The sequence below is a fragment of the Caballeronia sp. dw_276 genome, assembly GCF_018449635.1.
Taxonomy (GTDB): Bacteria; Pseudomonadota; Gammaproteobacteria; order Burkholderiales; family Burkholderiaceae; genus Caballeronia.
Genome location: NZ_JAAVUV010000005.1, coordinates 409,342 through 435,002, shown reverse-complemented (window position 1 = coordinate 435,002; position 25,661 = coordinate 409,342). Strand labels below are relative to the sequence as shown.

At 56.5% G+C, this 25,661-nt stretch carries 31 protein-coding genes and 1 tRNA gene; 27 read left to right on the top strand and 5 right to left on the bottom strand.

Going from position 1 to position 25,661, the window contains the following annotated elements:
• The first annotated feature begins 1 nt into the window (after position 1).
• From HB633_RS13305 to HB633_RS13245, 13 genes are all read left to right on the top strand, one after another.
• The gene (locus tag HB633_RS13305) at positions 2–643 is read left to right on the top strand and encodes a CoA transferase subunit B (RefSeq protein ID WP_213778546.1); all 642 of its coding nucleotides are present in this window, start codon (positions 2–4) and stop codon (positions 641–643) included.
• Between the two features lie 252 nt (positions 644–895).
• Positions 896–1,813, top strand: coding sequence for an alpha/beta hydrolase (locus tag HB633_RS13300; RefSeq protein WP_213778545.1), 918 nt, complete (start codon positions 896–898; stop codon positions 1,811–1,813).
• A 49-nt stretch (positions 1,814–1,862) separates the two neighbouring features.
• Positions 1,863–2,228: a RidA family protein gene (locus HB633_RS13295; RefSeq protein WP_213778544.1), complete on the top strand. Its 366-nt coding sequence runs from the start codon at positions 1,863–1,865 to the stop codon at positions 2,226–2,228.
• 32 nt (positions 2,229–2,260) lie between these two features.
• Positions 2,261–4,495: a bifunctional (p)ppGpp synthetase/guanosine-3',5'-bis(diphosphate) 3'-pyrophosphohydrolase gene (locus tag HB633_RS13290; protein ID WP_213778543.1), complete on the top strand. Its 2,235-nt coding sequence runs from the start codon at positions 2,261–2,263 to the stop codon at positions 4,493–4,495.
• Between the two features lie 149 nt (positions 4,496–4,644).
• A tRNA-Val gene (locus HB633_RS13285) sits at positions 4,645–4,721 on the top strand.
• Positions 4,722–4,996: 275 nt separating this feature from the next.
• A complete protein-coding gene (gene thrS, locus HB633_RS13280) occupies positions 4,997–6,904 on the top strand; it encodes a threonine--tRNA ligase (protein WP_213778649.1) in 1,908 nt (635 codons plus the stop codon).
• Positions 6,905–6,954: 50 nt separating this feature from the next.
• A complete protein-coding gene (gene infC, locus HB633_RS13275; RefSeq protein ID WP_075359824.1) occupies positions 6,955–7,479 on the top strand; it encodes a translation initiation factor IF-3 in 525 nt (174 codons plus the stop codon).
• 209 nt (positions 7,480–7,688) lie between these two features.
• Positions 7,689–7,886, top strand: coding sequence for a 50S ribosomal protein L35 (gene rpmI / locus HB633_RS13270; RefSeq protein ID WP_158934330.1), 198 nt, complete (start codon positions 7,689–7,691; stop codon positions 7,884–7,886).
• Positions 7,887–7,915: 29 nt separating this feature from the next.
• Positions 7,916–8,275, top strand: coding sequence for a 50S ribosomal protein L20 (gene rplT / locus HB633_RS13265; RefSeq protein ID WP_007585475.1), 360 nt, complete (start codon positions 7,916–7,918; stop codon positions 8,273–8,275).
• A 179-nt stretch (positions 8,276–8,454) separates the two neighbouring features.
• The gene (pheS, locus tag HB633_RS13260) at positions 8,455–9,468 is read left to right on the top strand and encodes a phenylalanine--tRNA ligase subunit alpha (protein ID WP_213778542.1); all 1,014 of its coding nucleotides are present in this window, start codon (positions 8,455–8,457) and stop codon (positions 9,466–9,468) included.
• 74 nt (positions 9,469–9,542) lie between these two features.
• Positions 9,543–11,975: a phenylalanine--tRNA ligase subunit beta gene (pheT, locus tag HB633_RS13255; protein WP_213778541.1), complete on the top strand. Its 2,433-nt coding sequence runs from the start codon at positions 9,543–9,545 to the stop codon at positions 11,973–11,975.
• 47 nt (positions 11,976–12,022) lie between these two features.
• Entirely contained in the window at positions 12,023–12,433 is a 411-nt protein-coding gene (locus HB633_RS13250; RefSeq protein WP_056364192.1) for an integration host factor subunit alpha, read from the top strand.
• An 87-nt stretch (positions 12,434–12,520) separates the two neighbouring features.
• Positions 12,521–12,910, top strand: coding sequence for a MerR family transcriptional regulator (locus tag HB633_RS13245; RefSeq protein WP_213778540.1), 390 nt, complete (start codon positions 12,521–12,523; stop codon positions 12,908–12,910).
• A 123-nt stretch (positions 12,911–13,033) separates the two neighbouring features.
• Here HB633_RS13245 and HB633_RS30860 read toward each other — a convergent pair whose 3' ends face one another.
• Entirely contained in the window at positions 13,034–13,498 is a 465-nt protein-coding gene (locus HB633_RS30860; RefSeq protein ID WP_255580908.1) for a hypothetical protein, read from the bottom strand.
• Between the two features lie 295 nt (positions 13,499–13,793).
• Here HB633_RS30860 and HB633_RS13235 point away from each other — a divergent pair, with 295 nt between their 5' ends.
• The 3 genes from HB633_RS13235 to HB633_RS13225 all read left to right on the top strand — a co-directional run bounded on the left by HB633_RS13235 (position 13,794) and on the right by HB633_RS13225 (position 16,421).
• On the top strand, positions 13,794–14,264 hold the full coding sequence (locus HB633_RS13235) for a VOC family protein (RefSeq protein ID WP_213778539.1): 471 nt from the start codon (positions 13,794–13,796) through the stop codon (positions 14,262–14,264).
• Positions 14,265–14,498: 234 nt separating this feature from the next.
• A complete protein-coding gene (locus tag HB633_RS13230; protein WP_213778538.1) occupies positions 14,499–15,977 on the top strand; it encodes an MFS transporter in 1,479 nt (492 codons plus the stop codon).
• Between the two features lie 117 nt (positions 15,978–16,094).
• On the top strand, positions 16,095–16,421 hold the full coding sequence (locus HB633_RS13225; RefSeq protein ID WP_213778537.1) for an NIPSNAP family protein: 327 nt from the start codon (positions 16,095–16,097) through the stop codon (positions 16,419–16,421).
• Positions 16,422–16,483: 62 nt separating this feature from the next.
• On the opposite strand, the gene HB633_RS13220 is transcribed toward HB633_RS13225, so the two are convergent.
• Positions 16,484–16,858 carry a hypothetical protein gene (locus tag HB633_RS13220; protein ID WP_213778536.1) on the bottom strand — a complete coding sequence of 125 codons (375 nt, stop codon included), beginning with the start codon at positions 16,856–16,858 and terminating at the stop codon, positions 16,484–16,486.
• Between the two features lie 414 nt (positions 16,859–17,272).
• Here HB633_RS13220 and HB633_RS13215 point away from each other — a divergent pair, with 414 nt between their 5' ends.
• The 3 genes from HB633_RS13215 (at position 17,273) to HB633_RS13205 (ending at position 19,782) form a co-directional block, all read left to right on the top strand.
• Positions 17,273–18,628 (top strand): site-specific integrase, encoded by a 1,356-nt coding sequence (locus HB633_RS13215; protein ID WP_213778535.1) that lies wholly within the window; start codon positions 17,273–17,275, stop codon positions 18,626–18,628.
• Between the two features lie 12 nt (positions 18,629–18,640).
• The gene (locus tag HB633_RS13210; protein WP_213778534.1) at positions 18,641–18,952 is read left to right on the top strand and encodes a hypothetical protein; all 312 of its coding nucleotides are present in this window, start codon (positions 18,641–18,643) and stop codon (positions 18,950–18,952) included.
• Between the two features lie 62 nt (positions 18,953–19,014).
• Positions 19,015–19,782, top strand: a complete 768-nt coding sequence (locus HB633_RS13205; RefSeq protein ID WP_213778533.1) for a hypothetical protein — start codon at positions 19,015–19,017, stop codon at positions 19,780–19,782.
• 38 nt (positions 19,783–19,820) lie between these two features.
• On the opposite strand, the gene HB633_RS13200 is transcribed toward HB633_RS13205, so the two are convergent.
• On the bottom strand, positions 19,821–20,381 hold the full coding sequence (locus HB633_RS13200) for a hypothetical protein (protein WP_213778532.1): 561 nt from the start codon (positions 20,379–20,381) through the stop codon (positions 19,821–19,823).
• 150 nt (positions 20,382–20,531) lie between these two features.
• On the opposite strand from HB633_RS13200, the gene HB633_RS13195 reads away from it, so the two are divergent.
• Entirely contained in the window at positions 20,532–20,846 is a 315-nt protein-coding gene (locus tag HB633_RS13195; protein WP_213778531.1) for a hypothetical protein, read from the top strand.
• A 53-nt stretch (positions 20,847–20,899) separates the two neighbouring features.
• On the opposite strand, the gene HB633_RS13190 is transcribed toward HB633_RS13195, so the two are convergent.
• Both HB633_RS13190 and HB633_RS13185 read right to left on the bottom strand, forming a co-directional pair.
• A complete protein-coding gene (locus tag HB633_RS13190) occupies positions 20,900–21,835 on the bottom strand; it encodes a GIY-YIG nuclease family protein (RefSeq protein WP_213778530.1) in 936 nt (311 codons plus the stop codon).
• Between the two features lie 91 nt (positions 21,836–21,926).
• Positions 21,927–22,511: a recombinase family protein gene (locus HB633_RS13185; RefSeq protein WP_213778529.1), complete on the bottom strand. Its 585-nt coding sequence runs from the start codon at positions 22,509–22,511 to the stop codon at positions 21,927–21,929.
• A 215-nt stretch (positions 22,512–22,726) separates the two neighbouring features.
• Here HB633_RS13185 and HB633_RS13180 point away from each other — a divergent pair, with 215 nt between their 5' ends.
• The 7 genes from HB633_RS13180 (at position 22,727) to HB633_RS13150 (ending at position 25,474) form a co-directional block, all read left to right on the top strand.
• On the top strand, positions 22,727–22,966 hold the full coding sequence (locus tag HB633_RS13180; protein WP_213778528.1) for a hypothetical protein: 240 nt from the start codon (positions 22,727–22,729) through the stop codon (positions 22,964–22,966).
• Positions 22,963–23,328: a hypothetical protein gene (locus tag HB633_RS13175; protein ID WP_213778527.1), complete on the top strand. Its 366-nt coding sequence runs from the start codon at positions 22,963–22,965 to the stop codon at positions 23,326–23,328. Before HB633_RS13180 ends, HB633_RS13175 begins: the two co-directional genes overlap by 4 nt.
• A complete protein-coding gene (locus HB633_RS13170) occupies positions 23,325–23,651 on the top strand; it encodes a hypothetical protein (RefSeq protein ID WP_213778526.1) in 327 nt (108 codons plus the stop codon). The genes HB633_RS13175 and HB633_RS13170 overlap by 4 nt, the downstream gene beginning before the upstream one ends.
• Positions 23,648–24,205, top strand: coding sequence for a hypothetical protein (locus tag HB633_RS13165; protein WP_213778525.1), 558 nt, complete (start codon positions 23,648–23,650; stop codon positions 24,203–24,205). The genes HB633_RS13170 and HB633_RS13165 overlap by 4 nt, the downstream gene beginning before the upstream one ends.
• Before the next feature lie 54 nt (positions 24,206–24,259).
• The gene (locus HB633_RS13160) at positions 24,260–24,436 is read left to right on the top strand and encodes a hypothetical protein (protein ID WP_213778524.1); all 177 of its coding nucleotides are present in this window, start codon (positions 24,260–24,262) and stop codon (positions 24,434–24,436) included.
• Positions 24,429–24,737: a hypothetical protein gene (locus tag HB633_RS13155; protein ID WP_213778523.1), complete on the top strand. Its 309-nt coding sequence runs from the start codon at positions 24,429–24,431 to the stop codon at positions 24,735–24,737. Before HB633_RS13160 ends, HB633_RS13155 begins: the two co-directional genes overlap by 8 nt.
• 494 nt (positions 24,738–25,231) lie before the next feature.
• The gene (locus tag HB633_RS13150; RefSeq protein ID WP_213778522.1) at positions 25,232–25,474 is read left to right on the top strand and encodes a hypothetical protein; all 243 of its coding nucleotides are present in this window, start codon (positions 25,232–25,234) and stop codon (positions 25,472–25,474) included.
• Positions 25,475–25,661: the final 187 nt, after the last annotated feature.

Here is a 25,661-nt window from a genome sequence, read left to right as displayed (position 1 = left end):
CATGGCATGGGACCGGAACCAGATGGCCGCGCGGGCGGGCAAAGAATTGCAGGACGGGTTTTATGTGAATCTTGGGATTGGGCTGCCTACACTGGTCGCGAACCACGTGCCCTCGGGCATGGAAGTGTGGCTGCAATCGGAAAATGGTTTGCTGGGCATCGGGCCGTCGCCGACTGAAGAAGAAGTCGATGCCGATCTGATCAATGCCGGCAAGCAAACGGTGACTACGTTGCCGGGATCGTCGATATTTTCGTCGGCGGATTCGTTCGCGATGATCCGCGGCGGCCACGTGAACCTGGCCATCCTCGGCGCCATGCAGATCGGCAAGAACGGCGACCTCGCCAACTGGATGATCCCCGGCAAGATGATCAAGGGCATGGGTGGCGCCATGGACCTGGTAGCGGGCGTGAAGCGCGTGATTGTGCTGATGGAACACGTTGCGAAGGGCGACCAGCACAAGATTCTTGAAGAGTGCACGCTGCCATTAACGGGCAAGGGCGTGGTCGACCGGATCATTACGGATCTCGGCGTGATCGACGTAACAGATGCAGGCCTCAAGCTGGTCGAGCTTGCTCCGGGCGTCAGCGTGGAAGAGATTCAGCAGAAAACCGGCGCGCCGCTTGATGTGAGTGGCGTCAAGTAAGATCTTCGGCACTGGCGTGGTTCGCCGTTCGAGAAGGGCTGTTCCAACCTTGCGTTGGTGCAGCCCTTTTTGTTTGGATCGCGCGCTTGTAGTGATGTTATTTGTGACTTTCTGTTGATTTGATGCGGCCGCGCATAGACCAGATGGCTAACGTTGCGATTGACGAAGAAGTGCGCCGCGCAAAGCGTTTACAATCGTTTTCGATTGATTTATTCGTCATGCAGCAGCGCCATTGCGCGCGAAGGAAATTTTATGTCCGCGACTATCGTCGAAGCTGCGCCTTCTCCCGTTCCCGCTCCGCGGCAACGCCATGTGCAATGCATCAGCCCGGCGGGCCTGCACCGCATGGCTTATACGGAATGGGGCGATCCCGCCAACCCTCGTGTACTGGTATGCGTGCACGGGCTGACGCGATCCGGCCGTGATTTCGACGAGGTGGCGAAAGCATTCTCGCGAGAATACCGGGTGGTGTGTCCGGACGTGGTCGGGCGGGGGCTTTCCGACTGGCTCGCCGATCCGAAACACTACGGCGTGCCGCAATACGTTTCGGACATGGTCGCGCTGATTGCGCGCCTGAACGTGGAAACGGTGGACTGGTTCGGTACGTCAATGGGCGGCTTGATCGGGCTCGGACTCGCCGGTCTGCCGAATACGCCCATTCGCAAGATGTTGCTCAACGATGTCGGGCCCCATATCGAACCGGTGGCGCTTGAGCGCATCGGCAGCTATCTTGGGCGCGACGAAACCTTCGCTACGCTTCAGGACGGCATTGACAACGCCGCGCAACTCGCGTCTTCTTTCGGGCCGCTGAGCGCTGAAGAATGGCGCGCAATCAATACGCCGCTGATGCATGAGCGCGATGGGCGGTGGGGGTACAGATACGATCCGAAGATCGCCGTGCCCTTCGCTGCAGCAGATGCAAATGCGGCCTCGCTTGGCGAGGCGATCCTGTGGCATTCGCTCGCAGCGATCAAACATCCGGTTCTGGTCGTGCGCGGTGAGAACTCGGATCTGTTGTCGCGAAAAACGGTCGAAAAGATGGTCGCGACTGGGCAGGCCGTGACAAGTGCGGAGATCACGGGCGTAGGCCACGCACCTGCGTTTCTCGCGCCGGATCAGATAAATCTTGCCTACCGCTTCTTCCTGCATACGGAAACACCCGAGGCATAATATTGGGCTTCGCACGGTTTTTTTGACAATTTACTTATCAGAGGCATTCATGGCAGTCATCCGTCTCCATGTCGGCGCGCGTCTTTCCGAAACCGCGATTCACAACGGCACCGTTTATCTCGCGGGCCAGATTGCCGAAGACACCGATCAGGACATCACGGGCCAGACCCGCGAAGTGCTCGGCCATATCGACCGCTTGCTGGCTGAAGCGGGCAGCGACAAGACGCAGCTGCTTTCGGTGCAAATCTACATCTCCGACATGGCGAATTTTGCAGCCATGAACGCGGCATGGGACATGTGGGTGCCCGAGGGAAATACGCCCCCGCGCGCTACAGTGGAAGCGAAACTTGCCAACCCGGCGTGCCTGGTAGAAGTTGTCGTGATCGCGGCCATGCTTGATAAGCCGCGCGACTGATAGCCGAACATTCCATCGCACCTGATACCCGCATGCCTGATACCGCAGTTGCCGCAGCAGTGAATCCCGAGCCGTCGTTCGATGAAGCGCTCGCATTCGTGCGCGAGCACGCCGGCGACGCGCGACTCACCAGCGGAGAATTGCTGGCCGAGCACTCAGCCGGCACCGCGCGAATCATGCAGACTTTGAACGTGGATCCTGCGGCAGTCGCGGCGGCGGCGCTGTTTGCTATTGCTCCGCATATCGACGATCCGGAGCGCGTGATCACCGAGCGTTTCGGTGAAGAAGTGCAAAGCCTTGTCGCCGATGTCCGCAAGTTGTGGCGTCTCGGCTCGGTTAGCTCGCGCGCCAGTCAGGCAACGCTGCCCGAAACGGGTCGCGATGCGCAGGCTGCGCGTCGCGCCCAGGTTGAAGCTTTGCGCAAGATGTTGCTTGCGTTCGCACAAGACATTCGCGTGGTGTTGATCCGCCTCGCGTCCCGGCTTCAGACGTTGCGCTATTACGCGGCGAATAAGCTCGATCCGTCGCCCGACGTCCCGCGCGAGACCCTCGAGATCTACGCGCCGCTCGCAAACCGGCTCGGCATCTGGCAATTGAAATGGGAGCTGGAAGACCTCGCATTCCGTTTCGAGGAACCGCCTACCTATAAGCGCATCGCCAAGCTGCTCGACGAAAAGCGTGTCGAGCGCGAAGCGTATGTGACCGACGCCATCGCACGCTTGCAGACTGAACTGGCCACGGCGCATATCCGTGCTGAAGTCAGCGGTCGCCCGAAGCACATCTACAGCATCTGGAAGAAGATGCGCGGCAAGGAGCTGGACTTTTCCGAGTTGAACGACGTGCGCGCGTTTCGCGTGATTGTCGACGACATCAAGGATTGCTACACGGTGCTCGGGATCGTTCATAACCTGTGGCAGCCGGTGCCGCGGGAATTCGACGACTACATATCGCGGCCAAAGCCCAACGGTTACAGGTCGCTGCACACGGTCGTGGTCGGTGACGACGGCCGCGCATTTGAAGTCCAGATACGCACAATGGAGATGCACAGTTTCGCGGAGTATGGCGTGGCTGCGCACTGGCGTTATAAGGAAGCAGGCACCCGGGCCTATGGCGGCCAAGTGACCGCTGCCGAAAAATACGACGAGAAAATCGCGTGGTTGCGGCAACTGCTTGCCTGGAAAGAAGACGTGTCCGAAGGCGAGCAACCGGGCGCACAGCCTTGGCAACATCTGCGGGAAGCAACGCTCGACGACGACCACATCTACGTGCTTACGCCGCAGGCGCGCGTGATCGCGATGCCACACGGGTCCACCCCGGTGGACTTTGCGTACCACTTGCATAGCGAGCTGGGACACCGTTGCCGTGGCGCGCGTGTTGATGGCGCGATGGTGCCGCTCAACACGCCGTTGCAGAACGGCCAGACGGTGGAGATCGTGGCGGTGAAAGAGGGTGGTCCGTCGCGGGACTGGCTCAACCCTTTGCTTGGTTACCTGAACAGCCCGCGCGCTCGGCAGAAGGTGCGCGCATGGTTCAACTCGGTCGATTCCGAAGAGAACATCACGAACGGCCGCGCGCTCGTTGAAAAGACCTTGCAGCGTGAGGGAAAGACCTCCGTCAACCTGGATCAACTGGCATCGAAACTTGGCTTCAAGACACCGGAAGACCTGTATGCGGTCGTAGGCAAGGACGAGTTCAGCCTGCGCAACATCGAGCAGGCGCTGCACGACACACCGCCGCCGGAACCTGAACCCGAAGCGCCCGCGCAATTCGAAAAGCGCAGCAGCGGGCAAAGCGTTGCGCAGGGTGCGTCTACTGGAGTGCTCGTTGTTGGGGTCGACGCGTTGCTTACGCAACTCGCGCGTTGCTGCAGGCCGGCGCCGCCGGACCGTATCTCCGGCTTCGTGACGCGCGGCAAGGGCATGTCGATTCATCGCAGTGATTGCGCAACGTTCCAGCGGATGGCCGAACATTCGCCCGAGCGTGTGCTCGAAACGGCATGGTCCGCCGATGTCATGAACGGGCGTGGTTCGTCGGTTTATCCGGTGGACCTCGCTGTCGAATCGAACGATCGACAAGGACTGTTGCGCGACATCTCGGAAGTCTTCGCACGCGAAAAGATGAATGTCACCGGCGTGAAGACGCAGAGCCGGCGCAACGTTGCCTACATGCAGTTCACAGTAGAGGTGTCGAGCGCTGCGCAGATCCAGCGGGCGTGCTCGTTGTTGAGCGAAGTACAGGGCGTGGTCCGGGCATCACGGCGCGGATAACAAAGTTTTGTGTGTGTTCGGCTGGACTTAACACTTTGAATTTGAAGCGCATTGCTCGAGCTTGTTAATCGTATCGACGAATATCTTCAGTGTCATCGCATCAAAGCACTTGCCAGGATTCAAAACGCACCATATAATTTCGCTTCTTCAGGCTCGTAGCTCAGCTGGTTAGAGCACCACCTTGACATGGTGGGGGTCGTTGGTTCGAGTCCAATCGAGCCTACCAACGAAAGTGAAAGTCCGGTTCGCCGGATTTTCAAAACTGCAGCAAGCGTCTTGGCGCGAAAGGCAAATGAACAAGATGGCACCGCGAACGTTGACCGATACAACTTCGGAACGACGCTAGTCGAGGACCACTTTCGCCTTTGCAGTTGTAGGAAAAGTGAATGCGGCCCCTCGAATGTGGGGCCGCATTTTTTTTGTCTTCGCGCGTTTGTTTCGCGTCTTGCAAGGCATTGTTGAATGAACTTGGATGCTGGTTTCGGCATCTTGGAGAACGAAATGGTTTCGATACGTTTGCCCGACGGGTCAGTTCGCCAGTACGACCACCCGGTGACGGTTGCGGAAGTTGCCGCATCGATTGGCGCAGGGCTTGCCAAGGCCGCTCTGGGCGGCAAGCTCGACGGCGAACTCGTCGACACGTCTACGCTGATCGAACGCGATGCATCGCTCGCGATCGTCACGGACAAGGACGCGGACGGTCTCGACATCATTCGTCACTCCACTGCGCACTTGCTGGCTTACGCGGTCAAGGATCTGTACCCGGAAGCGCAAGTCACAATCGGTCCTGTGATCGATAACGGCTTCTATTACGACTTCGCGTACAGCCGCCCCTTCACGCCGGAAGATCTCGAGAAGATCGAAAAGCGCATGGCCGAGATCGCGAAGAAAGATGAGCCGGTTTCGCGCCGTGTCGTCACGCGCGGCGAAGCGGTGGACTACTTCAAGAGCATTGGTGAGAAGTACAAGGCGGAAATCATCGAATCGATTCCGTCCACCGACGAGATCAAGCTTTATTCGCACGGCGGTTTCACCGATCTGTGCCGTGGCCCGCACGTGCCGTCCACCGGCAAACTGAAAGTCTTCAAGCTGATGAAGGTCGCGGGCGCGTACTGGCGCGGCGACTCGAAAAACGAACAGTTGCAACGCATCTATGGCACGGCCTGGACCAAGAAGGAAGACCAGGAAGCGTACCTGCACATGCTGGAAGAGGCGGAAAAGCGCGATCACCGCAAGCTCGCGAAGCAGCTCGACCTGTTCCACCTTCAGGAAGAAGCGCCGGGCATGGTGTTCTGGCATCCGAAAGGCTGGGCGATCTGGCAACAAGTGGAGCAATACATTCGCCGCCGCCTGGGGGAAGTTGGTTACCTCGAAATCAAGACGCCGATGATCATGGATCGTTCGCTCTGGGAGGCTTCAGGTCACTGGCAGAATTATCGTGAAAACATGTTCACGACAGAGTCGGAAAAACGCGATTACGCCATCAAGCCAATGAATTGTCCCGGCCACGTGCAGGTGTTCAATCATGGTTTGCGGTCGTATCGCGACCTGCCGCTGCGTTATGCGGAATTTGGCTCGTGTCATCGGAATGAAGCGTCCGGCGCGTTGCACGGCTTGATGCGCGTGCGTGGATTCGTTCAGGACGACGCGCACATTTTCTGCACGGAAGACCAGTTCATCGAAGAATCGATCGCGTTCAACACGCTCGCGATGAGCATCTACAAGGATTTCGGGTTCGATCACATCGACATCAAGCTGTCGTTGCGACCCGACGCCCGTGCCGGTACCGACGCGACCTGGGATCGCGCCGAGCAGGGCTTGCGCGACGCGCTGACGGCGTGTGGTTTGACCTGGGAAGAGTTGCCGGGCGAGGGCGCGTTCTATGGGCCGAAGATCGAGTACCACATCAAGGACGCGCTTGGCCGTTCATGGCAATGCGGGACGCTGCAGCTCGACATGGTTCTGCCGGAACGCCTGGGCGCCGAGTACGTCGCCGAAGACAATAGCCGCAAACGTCCGGTGATGTTGCATCGTGCGATCGTCGGGTCCATGGAGCGATTCCTGGGTATTTTGATCGAGCACCACGCTGGTGCAATGCCCTCGTGGCTCGCGCCGGTACAGGCTGTCATCCTGAATATCGCAGAAAGCCAGGCCGACTATGCACATGAACTGACCCAATCGTTGCAAAAACAAGGGCTTAGAGTTGAGAGCGATTTGCGCAACGAGAAGATTAGTTATAAAATACGAGAGCACACGTTGCAAAAGGTCCCTTATTTGCTGGTTGTCGGGGACAAGGAACGTGATGCACAAACCGTAGCCGTGCGTGCTCGTGGCGGTATCGATGCTGGCGTGATGCCGGTCGATGCATTCCTTGAGCGTCTGCAGCAGGACGTGCAGGCGTACAAGTAAGCCCACCCGCAGCGCGGCTAGTTTTTTTGAATTTTTAGAGGAAACGTAACATCGCTACTGATAAGTCTGCACATCGCATCAACGGGGAAATCACGGCACCTGAGTTGCGCCTGGTCGGAGTGGACAACGAGCCGCTGGGAATCGTGAAGCTCGCCGATGCTTTCCGCATGTCGGAACAACAAGACGTGGATCTCGTCGAAATCGCGCCTCAGGCCGTTCCGCCTGTTGCCCGGTTGATGGACTACGGCAAGTTCAAGTATTCGGAAGCCAAGAAGCAGCACGAGGCGAAACTCAAGCAGAAGATCGTTCAGGTCAAGGAAGTCAAATTCCGTCCTGGCACCGACGACGGTGACTACAACGTGAAACTGCGCAACCTTACGCGCTTCCTCGAAGACGGCGACAAGACGAAAATCACGTTGCGTTTCCGCGGCCGGGAAATGGCCCACCAGGAAATTGGCATGCGCGTGCTCGAGCGGCTGAAGGCCGATCTCGAAGAGCACGGTCAAGTCGAGCAAATGCCGAAGATGGAAGGGCGCCAGATGATCATGGTCATGGCCCCGAAGAAAAAGAAGTAATTTCGATGGATCGCGCGGCCTGAACGTCATGGTGTGCGCGGCATCGAATGAGCAGGTTTCAGGGCGTTGCCTGATAATGGCGGCGCTCATGAAAAAGCGGTGATCGTTAAAGATCGCTGCTCATAAGTGGTATGTGGGTTTCGAAGGGCGGGTCAGGATCGTTTGGATCGACCGCACACCCATATCCATCTAATAAACTGGAGTAGTTCATGCCGAAGATGAAGACCAAGAAGAGTGCTGCAAAGCGCTTCGTGGTGCGTCCGGGCGGTACCATCAAGCGTGGTCAAGCCTTCAAGCGTCACATTCTTACCAAGAAGACCACCAAGGTAAAACGCCATCTGCGCGGTTCCACGGAAGTTCATGCAGCTGACATGAATTCCGTGCGCGCAATGTTGCCGTTCGCTTAACCCTTAACTGACACTCACAGGAGCGCACTATGCCTAGAGTCAAACGTGGGGTTACCGCACGGGCCCGTCACAAGAAGATCATCAAGCTGGCCAAGGGTTACCGCGGCCGTCGCAATAACGTCTATCGCATCGCCAAGCAAGCGGTCATGCGCGCAGGGCAATATGCCTATCGCGATCGCCGCAACAAGAAGCGTGTGTTCCGTGCTTTGTGGATCACGCGTATCAACGCTGCGGTGCGTCAGCACGACATGACGTACAGCGTGTTCATCAACGGCCTGAAGAAGGCTTCGATCGAACTCGACCGCAAGGTGCTGGCCGACATGGCTGTGTTCGACAAGGCTGCTTTTGCTGCGATCGTCAAGCAGGTAAAAGCCGCCGTTGCAGCCTGATCGAGCTCGTTAGCGAGATTGGTACTGCGTGGTTCGTTGTAGCGTTGCCCGTTGTAGTTCAAGGGCAGCGCAACGACTGAAAACGGGGCTCGACAAGAGCCCCGTTTTTGTTGGTGAAGCCGGGTTGAAACTACCCCGGGAACGATCAGAAGAACTTTGACGCTGAAATGATGGGATCAATGGATCTGGACCAGATTGTCGCCGACGCGCGAAATGCCTTCGAACACGCCGCAGACGCGGTAACGCTCGAAAATGAAAAGGCCCGCTTTCTCGGTAAATCCGGGGTGCTTACGGATCTGCTGAAGGGCTTGGGCAAGCTTGATCCCGATACCCGCAAGACCGAAGGTGCGCGCATCAACGCGGTCAAGCAGCAAGTGGAAGCAGCACTGAACGCGCGCCGTCAGGCGCTGGCGGACGTGTTGCTGAACCAGCGGCTGGCATCGGAGTCGATCGATGTCACGTTGCCCGGCCGCGGTCCCGGCGCAGGCAGCCTGCATCCGGTCATGCGCACGTGGGAGCGCGTGGAACAAATTTTCAGCACGATTGGTTTCGATGTGGCCGACGGCCCCGAAATCGAGACGGACTGGTACAACTTCACTGCGCTTAACAGCCCGGAAAATCATCCGGCGCGTTCGATGCAGGACACGTTTTATATCGACGGGAAGGATGCGGATGGGCGGCAGCTGCTGCTACGCACGCATACCAGCCCAATGCAGGTGCGCTACGCGCGCATGAACAAGCCGCCGATCAAGGTGATCGTGCCGGGGCGGACGTATCGCGTGGACAGTGACGCCACGCATTCGCCAATGTTCAATCAGGTCGAAGGCCTGTGGATTGAAGAGAACATCAGCTTCGCCGACCTGAAGGGCGTGTACTCGGATTTTCTGAAGAAATTCTTCGAGCGCGATGACATTCTCGTACGCTTCCGGCCGTCGTATTTCCCGTTCACCGAGCCGTCCGCCGAGATCGACATGATGTTCGAGCACGGCAAGAACGCCGGTAAATGGCTCGAAATCTCGGGCTCGGGACAAGTACATCCGAGCGTGATCCGAAACATGGGACTCGATCCGGAACGGTATATCGGCTTTGCGTTTGGCAGCGGTCTCGAACGCCTGACCATGCTGCGCTATGGCGTGCAGGATCTGCGCCTTTTCTTCGAAAACGATCTGCGTTTCCTCGAGCAATTTGCCTGAGAAAGCTGTCTCGGAGCACGCTGCCAAAGGCCGTCGTCCAGACGCAGACACACCTTATTTCGAACTAGACACACATGCAATTCCCGGAATCCTGGCTTAGAACTTTCGTCGATCCGAAGCTTTCGACCGATGAACTCTCACACGCGCTCACCATGGCGGGTCTCGAAGTGGAAGGGCTCGCGCCGGTCGCGCCGCCGACCACGAAGATCGTTGTCGGGCAAGTGCTGGAAGTGGCGAAGCATCCCAACGCCGACAAACTCAACGTCTGTCAGGTTGATGCGGGCACGGGCGAGCCGCTGACCATCGTGTGCGGCGCGCCGAATGTGGCGCCGGGCATCAAGGTGCCGGTCGCGCTGGTCGGTGCCGAATTACCGCCGGCCGAAGCCGGTGGTGCGCCGTTCGCGATCAATCTCTCAAAGCTGCGCGGCGTGGAAAGCCAGGGCATGTTGTGCTCGGCGCGTGAATTGAAGCTGTCGGAAGACCACAGCGGCCTGATGATCCTGCCCGCGGAAACGGCGATTGGCGAGGACATCCGCAAGACGCTGAATCTCGATGACACCGTGTTCGAAATCAAGCTGACGCCTAACAAGGCCGATTGTTTGTCAGTGTTTGGCGTCGCGCGCGAAACCGCTGCGATCACGGGCGCGCCGTTGCACGCGCTGGACATCGAGCCGGTGACGGCGACAATCGATGAAATCCTGCCCGTCAAGGTGTCGGCGCCGGATCTGTGCGGACGTTTCTCCGGCCGTGTGATCCGTGGCGTGAACGCGCACGCCAAGACGCCGGCCTGGATCGTCGAGCGCCTCGAACGTTCGGGACAGCGCAGCATTTCTGCGCTCGTCGATATCTCGAATTACGTGATGCTCGAGCTCGGCCGTCCTTCGCATGTGTTCGACCTGGACAAGATTCGTGGCGGCATTGAAGTACGTTGGGGCAGACAAGGCGAGACGCTCAAGCTGCTCAACGGCAACACGGTCGAACTCGATGAAACCGTTGGTGTCATCTCGGACGACCAGCACGTCGAAAGCCTCGCCGGGATCATGGGCGGAGACAGCACGGCCGTTTCTCTGGACACGACCAACATTTATCTGGAAGCCGCGTTCTGGTGGCCGGACAGCATCCGCGGCCGCGCGCGCAAGTACAACTTTTCGACTGATGCGGCGCATCGGTTCGAACGCGGCGTTGATTACTCGACGACCGTTGAACATATTGAGCGCATTACGCGCCTGATCCTCGATATTTGCGGCGGCAACGCCGGTCCGGTCGATGACCAGACGCTCAACGTACCAAAGCGCGAACCGGTGAACATGCGTGTTTCGCGCGCGAACCGGATTATCGGCGTGACGATTGGCGCTGAAGAGATTGCACAGATTTTCACGCGGCTGGGCCTGAAATTCATGCATGACGGCGACGTTTTTGCCGTAACGCCGCCACCATATCGATTTGATATCGAAATTGAAGAAGACCTGATTGAAGAGGTTGCGCGCATTTACGGTTTCGAGAAGATTCCAGCGCGTCCGCCTGTCGCAATCAGCGAAATGCGACCGACCAATGAAACCAGGCGTTCCGTTCACGTGCTGCGGCACGCAGTCGCCGCGCGGGATTATGCGGAGACGGTGAACTTCAGTTTCGTCGATGCCGAATGGGAAGCGGATTTCGCCGGCAATTCGAATCCGGTGAAATTGCTCAATCCGATCGCAAGCCAGCTTTCGGTGATGCGTACGACGCTCTTCGGCAGCCTGATCAACGTGTTGCGCTACAACCTGAACCGTCGCGCAGACCGGATTCGCGTGTTCGAAGCCGGCCGCGTGTTCCTGCACGATCCGTCGATCAAAGCGGGCGAACTGGCGGTTGAAGGTTTTGCTCAGCCCAAGATGATCGGCGGCCTGGCTTATGGCCCGGCGCTCGAGGAGCAGTGGGGCGCGCCGTCGCGGGCGGTTGATTTCTTCGACGTAAAAGGCGATGTGGAAGCGCTCTTTGCACCCGTGGTGCCGCGGTTTGTAAAGGCGGAACATCCGGCGTTGCACCCTGGACGCAGTGCCCGGATCGAGATCGACGGCCGCGCGGTGGGCTGGATCGGAGACCTGCATCCGCGCTGGATGCAGAAGTACGATCTGCCGCATGCGCCGGTTTTGTTCGAAATCGAAGCTGAAGCCTTGATGCAACGCGCGTTGCCGGTACCCGCCGACGTGACGAAATTCCCGCCTGTCAGGCGCGATATTGCGGTTGTCGTGGACCAGAAAGTGGAGGTCCAGACGCTCCTCGACGAGCTCGAAAGCGCCCGTTCGGAGCCGGCCTGCAGGTACATCACGAAGCTTGCTTTATTCGACGAATTCCGTCCAAAATCAAGCACTTCCGGTGGGTTGAGCGAGCATGAGAAAAGCCTTGCCTTCCGTGTAACGTTGCAAGATACTGGCGGGACGCTTCAGGACGAAACGGTCGATACGGCCATCAAAACACTGGTGGAACGCTTGACTCGAGTACATGGCGCGCGATTGCGCGGATAGCCAGCAGCTGGCGCCCTCCGTCTTCATCGTCACGCCATTTTTTCGATATGAACCAAATGAACTCGAGTGATTTCGAAGCCCTTCTTTCGGCGCAACGTAGCGCCATGATCCGAGATGTCTCCACTTCGAACAGTGCGGCAACGGCAGAAACGCCTACGCTCACCAAAGCCGAATTGGCGGAGATGCTATTCGACCATGTTGGGTTGAATAAGCGCGAAGCCAAAGACATGGTGGAAGCATTTTTTGAGGTCATTCGCGACGCCCTTGAAAGCGGCGACAGTGTCAAGCTATCTGGTTTTGGCAACTTCCAATTGCGCGATAAACCGCAGCGTCCCGGCCGTAATCCAAAAACGGGAGAAGCCATTCCCATTGCTGCGCGCCGTGTCGTCACGTTTCATGCGAGTCAGAAGTTGAAAGCACTGGTGGAAGCTGGTGCTGAAAACAGTTTCGGCCGCTGAAGTGACGGGCATACGCTCTGTATCGCCCAAGCGCTTATTAGCGATATCCATCAGATTCGCGACATTCACCACGACGGTTGATTGACGATGGAAAAAGTCGTCCTGCCTCCAATCCCTGCAAAACGCTACTTCACCATTGGCGAAGTGAGCGAGCTTTGCGGCGTCAAGCCGCATGTGTTGCGCTACTGGGAACAGGAATTCACGCAGCTGAGGCCCGTGAAGCGGCGCGGCAATCGCCGTTATTATCAGCATCATGAAGTGCTGCTGATCCGCCGCATTCGCGAATTGCTTTACGAGCAGGGATTTACCATCAATGGCGCGCGCAACCGTCTTGATTCACACGGTCGTTCGAATGGCAGTGCAGCCGATATGGATGACTCGGGGGAAACAGGTGGCATGCCCGAGGCAAATGTCTCAGTCGACGTCGATCAATTGCGCAAGGAACTTTTGAAGGTGATCGATTTACTAGGTGGATAGGCGCAAAAGCCTATATCAATTCGCCGCTCTGTCTCGAAAGGCGTCGCTGGTTAATCAGCGACGCCTTTTTGTTTTCAACAGACTGAAGATTTGGCAATGACGCTTATTGCAGTCTTACGCCAGTTATTTTCTGGCGTTATCTCGCCGGATTTCGAGTAGCGGCAAATCCGGTTCTGAAAGCATTGCCTTCAATACATCGTTGGCGAAATCCTCGACTACAGCATGCCACTCCACGGTGCCTACCGGGAAATCAGCGGGAGACGCCTTTCCTTGCGCCTTGCGAATTGCGCCGACACTGATACTCAATGCCCGTGCCCGTAGAAAGGTCGGATCATTGGAGTCGTCGGCAGGTTTCATTTCGTGGTCCATAGATGGGCTTTCGGCCACCGTGAGCAAAACTTTAGCTTTATTTAAGGGGACGGATTCACGCCCATCGCGCAAGCCACCATCATGCGTTGTCCCGCTCCATTCAACGAAAGAAGCTGAACACGCAAATAACGATAATTCAATCAGACGAAAGTTAATGATCAGAGAATTGAAACGCGCTTTAGTCAGCGGATTGCGTAACGATTTCAGGCTTTGCATCATTAAGCGCGAGGCGTTGATACCTTTTAGCGATCGGAATTATGCATCGAGAAAAGTGTTGATGCTCGGATCAACGGTAAAAGCGATCCATGTATGCACTTCGGACGTAAATAAAGATTGCAAAAAGTACTGCAGTTTGCTTGGAGCATCGATATTGAAATAGTCGCGGAGATCTATTTCGCTGAGTTTATTTGTTTGTATCTGTCGATTGACGATGTTCTTGCGCGTCGTGTGGACAGAAGGCGCTGAGTATGCGCCGTCTCAGGTGGTCAATTACATTCAACTCAGGAGCACTGCAATGTCCACGTCTACCGTCAAGCCGATCCCCGACGGGATGCATACGATCACGCCTCATCTGATTTGCAAAGGCGCCGCCGACGCCATTGCGTTCTATGGCAAAGCGTTTAATGCAGTCGAACACATGCGCTTGCCTGGACCGGGCGGCACGGTGATGCACGCAATGCTCGGTATCGGCGATTCCACGCTGATGCTTGCAGAGGAGTTCGAGAATTGCGGCCACAGCAGTCCGCTCACGCTGAAAGGGTCGCCCGTGACACTGCATTTATATGTGAACGACGTTGATAGCGCCTTTGCGCAGGCCGTCGAAGCCGGGGCGAAGGTCATCATGCCCGTCACCGACATGTTCTGGGGCGACCGGTATGGCCAGGTGGAAGACCCGTTTGGTCATCGCTGGTCGCTCGCGACGCATACGCGCGATTTAAGCCCAGAACAAATTCGGGAAGCGGCAGCCGCCGCTATGCCGCAATAAGCTCCCGGGCGTTGCGCGTGAGAAATCTTTGCGCGCAACGTTCGCTGATCGTCAGAGCGCCCATACGAAAAATTTCTGCGTGCCCGCTTATCGAGCTTGATTCGAAGCAAATAGCGGCCTGGTTTCGCCGTCATTCGGCAAATAACAAAAATGAATTTGGGATGAAGCACGCGCGCCGGTACGATCGCGCCTTTTATCGCTTCTTTTGCAGCTTCTTTCTGCGCAGCCCATCCCATGTCCACTTCTTTCGCGGCCGAGCCTGCAATCGCGTCTTCGACGCCTGACGCCGCGCCTCCCGTCATCCGAAGCGCCGCCGATGTTTCAAACCTGGTCAATCGCGGCGCCGCGGTGGGAAGCGACGCGCGCATTGTCATCGCGATTGCGCTGGGTGGCGTTTTCCTCGATGCCTACGATCTCGGCGCACTCGCATTCGGCGTAAAAGATATCGCGCGGGAGTTTTCGCTGACGCCGGCGGCGACCGGTTTCGTCGCGTCGGCCATCACGTTCGGGGCGATCATCGGCGCATTTCTGGGCGGTTATCTCACCGATAAAATTGGCCGATACCGCGTCTTCATGGCCGATATGTTCTTCTTCGTCGTCGCGGCGATCGCGTGCGGCCTTGCGCCAAATGCCTGGGTGCTCGGTGGCGCGCGTTTCGTGATGGGCTTGGGTGTCGGTATCGATTTGCCTGTAGCGATGGCGTTTCTCGCGGAGTTCTCCCGGTTGAACGGTCGCGGCAACAAGGCGGCGCGCATCGCGATGTGGTGTCCAACCTGGTACGCCGCCATCAGCGTCTCTTACTTGCTGGTGCTTGCCTTGTACGCGGTGTTGCCCGCCAGTCACTCGGGCTGGTTGTGGCGCCTCACACTAGGGTTCGGCGCGTTGCCGGCGTTGGTGATCATCGCGATCCGCAGCCGTTACATCAGTGAGTCGCCGGTCTGGGCTGCAAACCAAGGCGACCTGCGCGGCGCTGCGCAAATTCTGAAGCGCTCGTACGGCATTGATGTAGAGGTCGATGCCACCGCGCTCGAGGGCACGAAAGCGCCGGTGCACAAGGCGACCTGGAGCAACTACGGCGCGTTGCTGCGCGGCGTTTATCTTCGCCGTACGGTGCTCGCGACTGTCATTGCCGTGGCTTCATCGTTTGCGTATAACGCCGTGGCCTTTGGTTTGCCCGTGATCATCTCGAGCTTTCTCGCGCAGTCGATGCTGACGACCATCCTTGCCTCGCTCGCGTTGAACTTGTGCTTTGCGTTCGTGGGCGGACTGATCGCCGTGCGCACCGTGCCGAAGGTCGGCGCGTGGAAGCTGACCGTGCTCGGCTATGCGTTTCAGCTGGCGGCGTTGATCGGCCTGGCCGTGGTCGGACGGCCGGCCGGCGGCGCGCAAGTGGCGCTGGCGATTGGCTTTCTCGCCGTCTTCCTGCTCGGGCAAGGCTTCGGCCCCGGTTCGCACAGCATGACCTTCGCGTCGCTCAGTTACCCGACTTCCCTGCGTGGTGTGGGCGTCGGTTTCAATCAGACACTGATGCGCGCGAGTTCGACCGTGTCGTTGTTTTTGTTTCCCGTGCTGTCTGCGGCGCTTGGCACGAAGGTCTTCTGGATCATCGCGGTTGCTCCGCTGGCCGGGCTTGTTGCGTTGCTCTCGATCCGATGGGAGCCGTCCGGTTATGACGTCGATGCCGAGGATTTTGCTTCGGCCGAGCAAGCGTAGTGATGGCTTCTCGCAGCCACCGAGTGCGATCGCGGTGAAACGCCGGTACGATTGCTCGTGGTGAGTCCAACGGCGGCCTGGTTTACAGCCGCATTACTTTATGTCCACGAGGAAAAGATGATCGTTGAAATGCGTATCTATCATTGCGCGCCTGGCCGTTTGCCGGCGTTGAACGACCGGTTCACCAATATCACGCTTGATTTCTTCAAGAAATATGGCATTGAACAGATCGGGTTTTTTACGACGATCGCGGGGCCGAGCAATCACGCCCTGACTTATTTGCTCAAGTGGGAAAGTCTCGCTGAGCGCGAAACGAAGTGGAACGCATTTCAAGCCGATGCCGAGTGGATCGCGAAGCGTGCTGAGACGGAGGCGAAATCGCCGATCGTTGAACGCATCGAGAATCATTTTCTGACGCCGACGGCTTACTCCGCCTTGCGCTAATGGCAGGACCGTATGAAATGCGCCCGGTTATTCTTCGATAGCCGGGCGTTTTTGCGAGTGTTTTATGGCGCGCGTAACGAAGGAGCGTTGGCGTCCTTCGAGCCACCGCGCGATACACGACGGCCTGTCTGCGGCTGCGGCGCGGTTTCGGGCAATCGGCCGTGTTCCTGGAAGTACCCGACCAATTCGATGGCAGCGCCATACTCTCGCTGAGCGAACCAGCTTTTCATAGCGATGAGGAAGCCTTCGATGGCGTCGTCGCCGAAATCTTTTGCGACTTCCGCAAGCGCTTCGGCGAGTGCATTGATGCGCTGTTGGGCCGACAACGTGCTTGCGATATGCGACGCACTTCTCGACACGATCATCGCGTGAACGGGCCAGAGCTTGCTGTCAAAGGAGGTACTGTGTGCCTTTTTGCGGCCTTTGCTGACTGACATTTGTGTTTCCCCGGAATGCGGCAGTAGAGGTCGCGGCAGAACTATGCCGGCCCATCTGGCCTTGGTTTTATAGTTGATGAGGGTCTATACGCGGCGAGAGCGCGACCGGATGCGCGCACTGCAGCAAAAATGCGGAGTAAACGAAAAAAGGACCTAGGCGGTTAAGCCTAAGTCCTTCATCAAAACTGGTCGGGGCGAGAGGATTTGAACCTCCGACCACCTGCACCCCATGCAGGCTCAGTGAGCGAATCAGCATAGCTCAGCTTGTATCAAAAACCTTGTCTAAGCCTTTCCGGCATTGGCTTTGCTCGATTTTGGTTGTTTCTGCCTGTATCATGGCGATTCATACAAAAACACGATTTTGTCAGGGTATCTGTCAGGGTATGAAAGCTGGCAGCGCCACTAGGGAGAGCCATGCCAGAAGCCGTTTTACTCACGGTGCCCGCCCTCAAAGCTAAGAAGGCGGGTGAGATTGTTAAGGATCGGGGAGGGTTGACCGGGACCATGCGCGAGACGCGTAGCGGCCTTTCTGTGACCTTCAACTATCAATACCGATTCAAGCAGCGACGCCGGGAGATGGCGTGCGGCACGTGGCCCGCGAAGAGTCTTGCCGAAATCAGGCGGGTTCGTGACGATGCACGCAAATTGGTTTCCGCCGGGGTAGACCCATTAGAGCAACGCGAGAAAGAGCGGCTTGACGCGGAAAAGCAAAGATTAGATGAAATCGAAGCCGCCAAGGCCGCGATAGCCGAGGCAGAGGCCCGTGCCGCCGCCGGGGTGACTGTTAAAACCGTGTATGAGAAATGGCTGGGCTTGTTGAAACGGGAAGCCAGCAGCCGGGCAGAGTTGGTGCGCGTGTGGGAAGGCGAGGTGTTGCCAACCCTTGGTTCGATTCCGGTTCGTGCCGTGACACGCAAGAACGTACTCGACGTAACGGACGCCATGCAGGAACGCGGAGTGCAACGCCTAGCCCTTCGCACGTTCAATGAAATCCGACAGTTTTTCCGGTTTGCTTATCAGCGTGAGTATGTGGATATCGATCCGACCGCGCGTATCGACAAAAACGATTTGTTCAAGAAAGACGTGGTGCGGGACCGGGTTCTAGATAAGAAGCAAATCCGGACGCTCGCGAGTGCCTTGCCTAATGCCGGGCTGAAAGATACGACTCGCCTTTCTATCCCGATCATGCTTGCAACGTTGTGCCGAGTGGGCGAATTAAGCCGGGCACTGTGGAGCAATGTTGACCTAGATACCGGTGTGTGGAAAATCCCGGCAGAAGACTCGAAAAACCGCCATGCACATTTGATTTTCCTTTCTGATTTCGCCATTGCACGATTTGAGGAGTTAAAGGCAATTACGGGCAACCGCAAGTTTTGCTATCCATCCGACGATGAAGAGAACCATATCGATACCAAGGCGATTGCCAAGCAAGTGAAAGACAGGCAGCGCTCTGAGGAAGAAATCAAGGATCGAATCAAGCGCGGGGTGTTTACCAAGCGCACGAACAAATACGATGCCTTGCTTTTTGGTGAGCCGTGGACGCCCCACGATTTGCGACGGTCGGGCGCAACGAGAATGGGTGAGCTTGGTGTGACCAGTGACGTGATTGAGCGATGCCTAAATCACGTCGAAACCAACGGTGCGGAAGGCAATTACCAGCACCAAAAGCAATACGCTCAGCAAAGGGAAGCATGGCAACAGCTTGGCGAAGAGCTTCACAAGTTGTTTGCATCAAACGTGATTCCGTTGAAAACAAAGCAGCACGCGTGACCGGGGGCAGCTATGGCGTGGGAATGGGTCAGAGATGCGATTGAAGCCGGGAAGGTAGCTGAGGTTAAGGCACGCAAGAGGGGCAAGGCCAAGCCGCTTGTCGATGCCGGGCCAGCCAAGCCCGCGAAAGCCCCGCCAAAAGTCTATCTAGACCGACCGGGGCGGGTGCGTGTAAATCAAGTTGTCGCCATGCTGAATATCTCACGCGTCACGTTATACCGACGCCAGCGGGCCGGGCTGTACCCGCCTTTCGACGGACGCGACCAACGCATGCCTTACTATCTGACAGAAACCGTTTCGGCGATGCTCAAGAAGAATGACTAGCCATAGGCACCACACGGACGGATCAAATATAGTGAGGCTTCACTTTTTTGTGGCTTGGGACCATGTTCAAAAAGATAAAAGAAGCGCTGAACGCCAAGAGGGAAATCGACAACGGGCTAGCAAACATAAATGGCCCGGCCTTCATAGCTGGCTCAATCGCCGTGCGGGACTTATGGACCAATAACACCGCAATGACGAAAGATTTCACCCCGGATTTTGTTGAGCAAAAGGGCAGGGGGTTTGCTGAGAGTGTGCTCGCGGTATTAAAAGCGGACAACCCGATACAAGCAAATCGAGATGCCCTCGTAAATGCGGTGATAACTTGCGCCGCTTTTCAGGTGTTAGTGCTTGATAGCCCGCCTACGCCCGACCCCACAGGGCTGCGGGGCTGGGTAGGAATCACTGGAGAATTGAAGAGTAATTTAGAGTTAGTTTCGAGCAAGAGCGAGCTTATCGCGGCTTACCTTCACGGGATCAGTGCGAACCTGGACCCCATAGGCAAATGGGATGCCATTCTCCTTCGCTACCGCCTAGAATGGGCGAACATGAACATTCATTGCGCTTTGAGAAGGCCGTTGGGTGACGCGCACCCAGACCCGGCCAGCGATTGGTTTTGGCCTTTTCTTGCCATTGAATGCGGTCTCAGCGAGGCGTTTTACCGGTTAGATGCTGGCTTGCCACAAACACTAAGTGCCGATGCGGGAGCGATGCAAGGTATCGTGGAAGCCTTGATGACCTTCCGGCAATTCGTTTCGAGCGGCAAGCAATATCCAGATTTCGAATGGGAGCAAATGCACGGCGCGAGGGTGCCGCGCAACATTCCCGCGTAGCAATCCGAATTGGTAGCTAAGCTTATTAACAACGCTGATTAAACGGGAGGAAATAGCTTCACTAATTTTTCCGCAGTTTGCAAATCTAACTTGGGTGCAATAGAAATAAGGTCCGACGCCGTTGGGCCGGTGAGGCTACCGAACGTTTCCCGCACCTTCTTACCGAACGGAATTGCTCCGTTTGGGAGGTTATTCGCCAGTCGAAAAGCTTTTTCGAAATTCACGTGCTCTGAATAGTGAACCTTCAATTTGCACGCAATCATTGATCGCGCCGAAAAGGCTATGGCAACGCCTTCCTCAAGCCAGCTTGCCGCACCTCTGCGGGCGTCGAGCAAATGTGTGACCTCATGCCCTAGCTCTTCTACAAGCGCTCGCCAGTCGCCAGCCGCAACCGAGCTAAGTAAGGCCCAAACGGCATCTTCAGCGTGGTTAAATTGTATGATCGGCCCCGGACCGGGCTCTTGAAATCGTGGCGGTTCAATGCGAATCAAAGTTTTGAGCTTACCGAGGGCCTTTTCAGCGTCGGCAAGCAACTCTTGTTGAAGCCCTGCGACGTATTCCGGCGAGTCAGCCGGGGTCGTTTTTGGAAATTTTTTCATGTTTGTGCTTGCTCATGCTTAGGCTAATGCCACGTCGCTTGTGGCGGGGAAGCGCAATTTTACGCGTTGTCAAACACGGCCAATAGTGGCAATCGATTGCATTTTTGCGATCGGTGCGAGGCTGAACCCAAACAAGAACAAGGGGGAGATATGAACGTCTATGAAGCGCCGGGCGGTGGCGGCTTGATCGTATTTGCGATAGCGGGATTTGGTATCGGCTACGTATTGACGAAGCTAAAAATAATCAATGACGGCAACGTCACGAAATTTGCAACGTGGTCATCATGCGCATTTGCCGCTGTGGTGGCGTTTTTTTCGGGCGGAGACAATGCCGGGCCGATGGCTTCGCTAGTGGGCAAACTCGCCGTCTTTGGAATCGTGTGGTTTGTGTGCGGGCTTATCTTTACGGTGGGATTAGCCTTTGGTGTAGAGAAAGCGAATAAGTCCGGGAAAACGGGAAGCTAGGCGCGTAGACACTCGCCGTTCGCACGCGCGTATCAGCGTGGGTGTTTGAGTTGCTATCTCCACAAGCCGCGAAGCGATTTGAAGATGGTAGCGCCAACGAGCAATCCAACCATGCTTATTGGAAATTGCACGACGAGCACAACAAAAGCCATTGTGAGTTTGTGTCCAAACTTACCTTCAGAGCACAGGAAGGTGACTAGCGGAAGCACCCACATTGCCAGCGGCCAAAGATGGTCTTGTAGCCGTTTTTTTGTTGGCGAGGGTGTGGGCACCGAGTCTACATGCGGATCAACGCGGGCCGTGTGGCTTGTGGTGTTGGCACGAGGCATGGGCCGGGGCTGGGGGGCATGGCTTGCCTTGGGTGCGGGCCGCGCCGCTGGCTTCTCTGTATGTGGAGGATCCTTATCAGCCCGTGATTTGTTGCGAGCATCGGCTACCTGACCCGCAAGGGCAGCTTTTACGATGGCGATTGCATCGGCAAGGCCACAGGCAAATAACTCTTGGCAATTCACTTGCACGCTTCCCCGTCTGTAGATTCCGGGTGTGGCGTACTGGCTCAGCATGCGGTGTGCGTTGAATTCGATGTTGCCCGCACGTTCGCACTTCTCCGAAAATTGCAGCCGCCAATCTCGATACCCGCCGTACTCAAATGCATTCAGTGTATCCATGCGTTGGGTAGGATTCTGAGAAGAGCCTACCTTGACGATAGCGCCATTTGCTGGGGCCGCAATGTAGACGTAGCCAGGAGCATCGTTGCGCCGCATGAAGGCAAGCGTAGCGGGATTGCACTGTGCGCAGTGGCCCGCGCGTGTGCGCATACGATGCCCCGCCGCCTTGCATGCCGAGGTGCCAACGGCAATGAGCATATCAAGCTCACGCATAGCTTCCTGATACTCAGCCTTTTTCAAGTTGGCAGCATCGAAGACCCATGAAAGCGGGATTTTGTGGTGCTCTAGGAAGGCGCGTTGTTCATTGGTCAATACCGTCATGGTATGCCTCTCAGTGCCTTTTATTGTGATTCAAACTAGCGCAATTCTAGGCGTTGTCAAAGGCAAACACGCATGGCAATCAATAGCACAATCACGCCGTGGCTGTTGCCCTTGCCCGCTGGATGGATTGGCGACTCACGCCAAGCTCACGGGCCAAGCTTGAGATAGACGCACCATCGGCAATGCGCTTGGCTATGTCTTCACGTTGCTTCGTGCTGAGTACAGAGGGACGGCCTAGCGTCTTGCCTTGTGCGCGTGCTCGATCTAGCCCGGCATGCGTGCGCTCCCGGAGCAAATCCAATTCAAATTCCGCAATCGTATTCAAAACGCCCATAACCATGCGTCCCGCTGGGCTTGTTAGATCAGCGCCGCCGAGTTGCAAACAATGTACGCGTATGCCCTTTGTCGCCAGTGAATCAATGGTAACGCGCACGTCATGCGCTGAGCGCCCAAGACGATCCAGTTTCGTCACGATCAAAACATCACCGCTTTCTAGCTTGTGCTCCACGAGCGATGCAAAGCCGGGCCGCAACATAGCCGCAATAGAACCGCTCACAGTCTCAGTAATCGCTCGCTTTTTATCGACGGCAAACCCAGCGTTTTGAATCTCAAGAATTTGGTTAGCTACGGTTTGGTCATTGGTACTCACGCGGCAATAGCAAAACAGGCGGGACATATCTACTCCGTTGGATAGGGTGTATCAAAAACCTCCCTCAATTATCGGACATGCCCAAAAAGCCGCATAGCTAAGTTTTGGGCACTGTGTGCGACCCCGTACAAAATCGCTCGTTTGTGGGCATGCCGCCTTCATCAAAAATAGTTGGTGCATGTATTCCAAGTTAGATGCCCGTCTTGCTCTAATGGTTAGAACGACACACGAGGGGCAAGCCCATGAACGTGATTGGCAATCGCAGTGCAGGACGCCGTTTCTTTCCCGCAATCGTTTTTGAAATGATTGTTGCAAGGTCAATGCAGACCGGCAAAACCGTTGAAGAGATTTGCGACGCGGATATTTCGCTACCGAGCGCCGCAACGGTCTATAACGCAATCAAGGCCGATGCCGAGCTAGCCCAGCGCTATGCAGAGGCCATGCAAGCCCGCCGCGCCGGTCAATCAATGGAGGCGGTATGAGTGACGAAGTGAAGGAAAGCAAGGCCACGGGGCTTGAATCCTTGGGTGAGAAAATGCGCAAAGCGGGCCACAAGCCGCTTAGATGGTATGCGGGAAAGCCAGACTACGCACAGGCAACGAAGCAACGCCGGGAAGCCGTAGCGCTCGCACTCGAAATGCTTCACACGCGTGAGGCGCTTGAGGAAATGATAACGGGGCGTTTGACCCAGAACGAAAAGGAATATTGCGAGCTTATGGGCTTGCTTCGTTATGTCGAAACCCCGCTAAACGACCTTGCAAAGCTCGTGACGGTTATGGCACTTCGTAGCCCCAAAGACGACGATATAGAAGCCCTTAGGCTCCAGACGCAGGGGGCAGTATGAGCGGATGGTTAAACGACCAAGAGCAAAAGGCCCATGACGCCGCCGAGTTGCGCAAAGCCCTCGAAATCATTGAACGGCGGAAGGCACGGGAAAGCACCACGCACGCCAGTAGCGACGGCCTGACCATGAGTGTGAAATTCGACAATTCCGGGCGTGAGATTCGCACTTTCAAGGGTTCAAAAGCGTGGATGAACCCGTGGCGCAATGAAGGCGTGCAAATTCATAGATTCGTCACGCATCACGCGGGTTCCGATATTTCGGGCGTTGAATATGTCCGGCAAGGCAGCGCCCGATATGACGCGCTAATGCGAGGTACAAAATGAGCGAATACATGGGGCCGGGCGGCAATAAGCTTCACCCGCGTGAAGTCGGGCGGTATGGCGCGGGCAATGGTGCAGACACCCCCGCTGAACGGGACGAAATCTATCGGATTCAAGAGGCCGCGCGTGACGTGCTCGAAAAGAATCGAAAGCTCATGCCCGTGCCTTTTAATGAGACGCCACGCGAGTACCGGCAGCGCATTTGCGATAAGTTGAAAGCAAACACGAGCCTTGCCCGGCTGGATTTTTCACGCGAGCCGCCGGGGATTTTTGACGATTCCGAAAAGCGGGTATACCAAGAGGCCGCCGCAAATTATTTGCGCCCCCGTGACGTTGAAGCGGGCAAGCTCGTTGAAGTGAAGCGCGTAGACCAATCCGGGCGGGAAATTCTTGAGTTTGCAACCGGCCAGAAGGGCAACCCAAACCCGTACACACGCCCGGTTAGCTCGTTCAAGGAAACCTACAAGCAATTTCGGGGCGTAGGCATCCAGAGCGCTATCTATCTTGACGGCGTGCCTCAGAAATTGGGGCTTTCGCCGCCGGTGTTGAAAGAGTGAAGAGCTATGACCGCATGCCCTGAGCTAGACCGTGTATGCAGGGCCGCAGAGCGCTTGCAGCATGCCGAGGTGGCTTTGCTGTGCGCTCTTGAAGCCAACGGCACCCAGCCCGTTTTAGATGCCCTGTGCAACGTGCGCCGGGAGCTTGCCAGCCGCAAGAGCGAGATAGCCATGCTCATTGAGTGCATCGGCATTTCCGAGTTTGAACGCAGTGGGGTGTTTAATGGATAAGCCAGTGCCGAGCGAAACCACGCGCCGGGCGTTTGAGGTTGTGGCCCAAGAATTAAAGGCGGTAAAGGCGCTTGCTTTGTGCCCCGTGGTGGGCGAGCAGACCCGCAAGCGTCAAGTAGCCGCAGAGCTTTTCCGAGTGCATGAGTACATGCAAAAAATCATGCCGTCTATCGTTGCCGAGCATCGCGCGGATTTTGAAGCTATGTGCGCTGGCGTGCTGCAAGCGGGGCAAGAGCTTGAGAACGAACTGCGGTTAGACCGAGCTATGAGCCGGGAGCCAGCGAACAAAACCAGACACTAACGCAATTGTCTGTGTCGTCAAACTTAGTGAGCCGTGGCAATTGATTGCAGAATGGTTACCTAACCACAGCCTAACCAAACCAAAAAAATGCATACGGCCTAGGTAGATCATGTTATTTCGATAGCTAACTCGCTCATGGCGCACGAAGTTTCTACGGCAAATTGACTCTAAACCCCCGGCATTTTCGGGAAGTGCATAGAAAGGAAGCCGCGACCCCTCACGAACACCACGAGATAGCGGGGTAAAGCGAGTATGCCGGGCGGGGCCGGGGCGTTTGAAGAGCTAGGCACAACAGAGAAGGGTATTTAGGGAAAAAAATCAGCCCTGTTTTCGAATGGAGGGCGGCACGCGTAGGACACCTTAAAAACCCGCACTGGCGTGAATCTGACGTAACCAGAGGCGGGGCCAGCTAATTAAGACACAACATACTTGAGGTAATCAACGTGAGCCGACACACAATCGAGAGTATCCAAGAGCTAGCCCGCACAAATCGCATGATGGCCGCGAATAAGAAATTTAGCGTGCCGGGCGTGGCAGTCGAAATCATGCGGGCACAGGTGATATGCCAGTACGTTTCATACGGTGGCAACGGTGAGCACGATGAATACTTTTGGACGGTGAATGGAGAGCCGCGCGATCAGGCTTTTGTACGTCACCTTCTCGATATGGAAGAAAACCCAGCCATGCAAGAGCATGCAAGAGGGCTTAGCGAAGATCAGCTAGCAAAGCGTTACTAGCGGCATGCCGGGCAGCTAATTAAAACCAAACGTATCGGGGGGGCAATTAGGCCATAGGTATCAGGTGCCACGGGGCTAATAAGTGTTAGATGACCGAACGCACGACGAAACCCCGGCTTTATAGCCTGTGGTGTGAATCCGGGACAAGCCCAGATAGCACCATGCAACTAGGCAAAAGATATCCGGG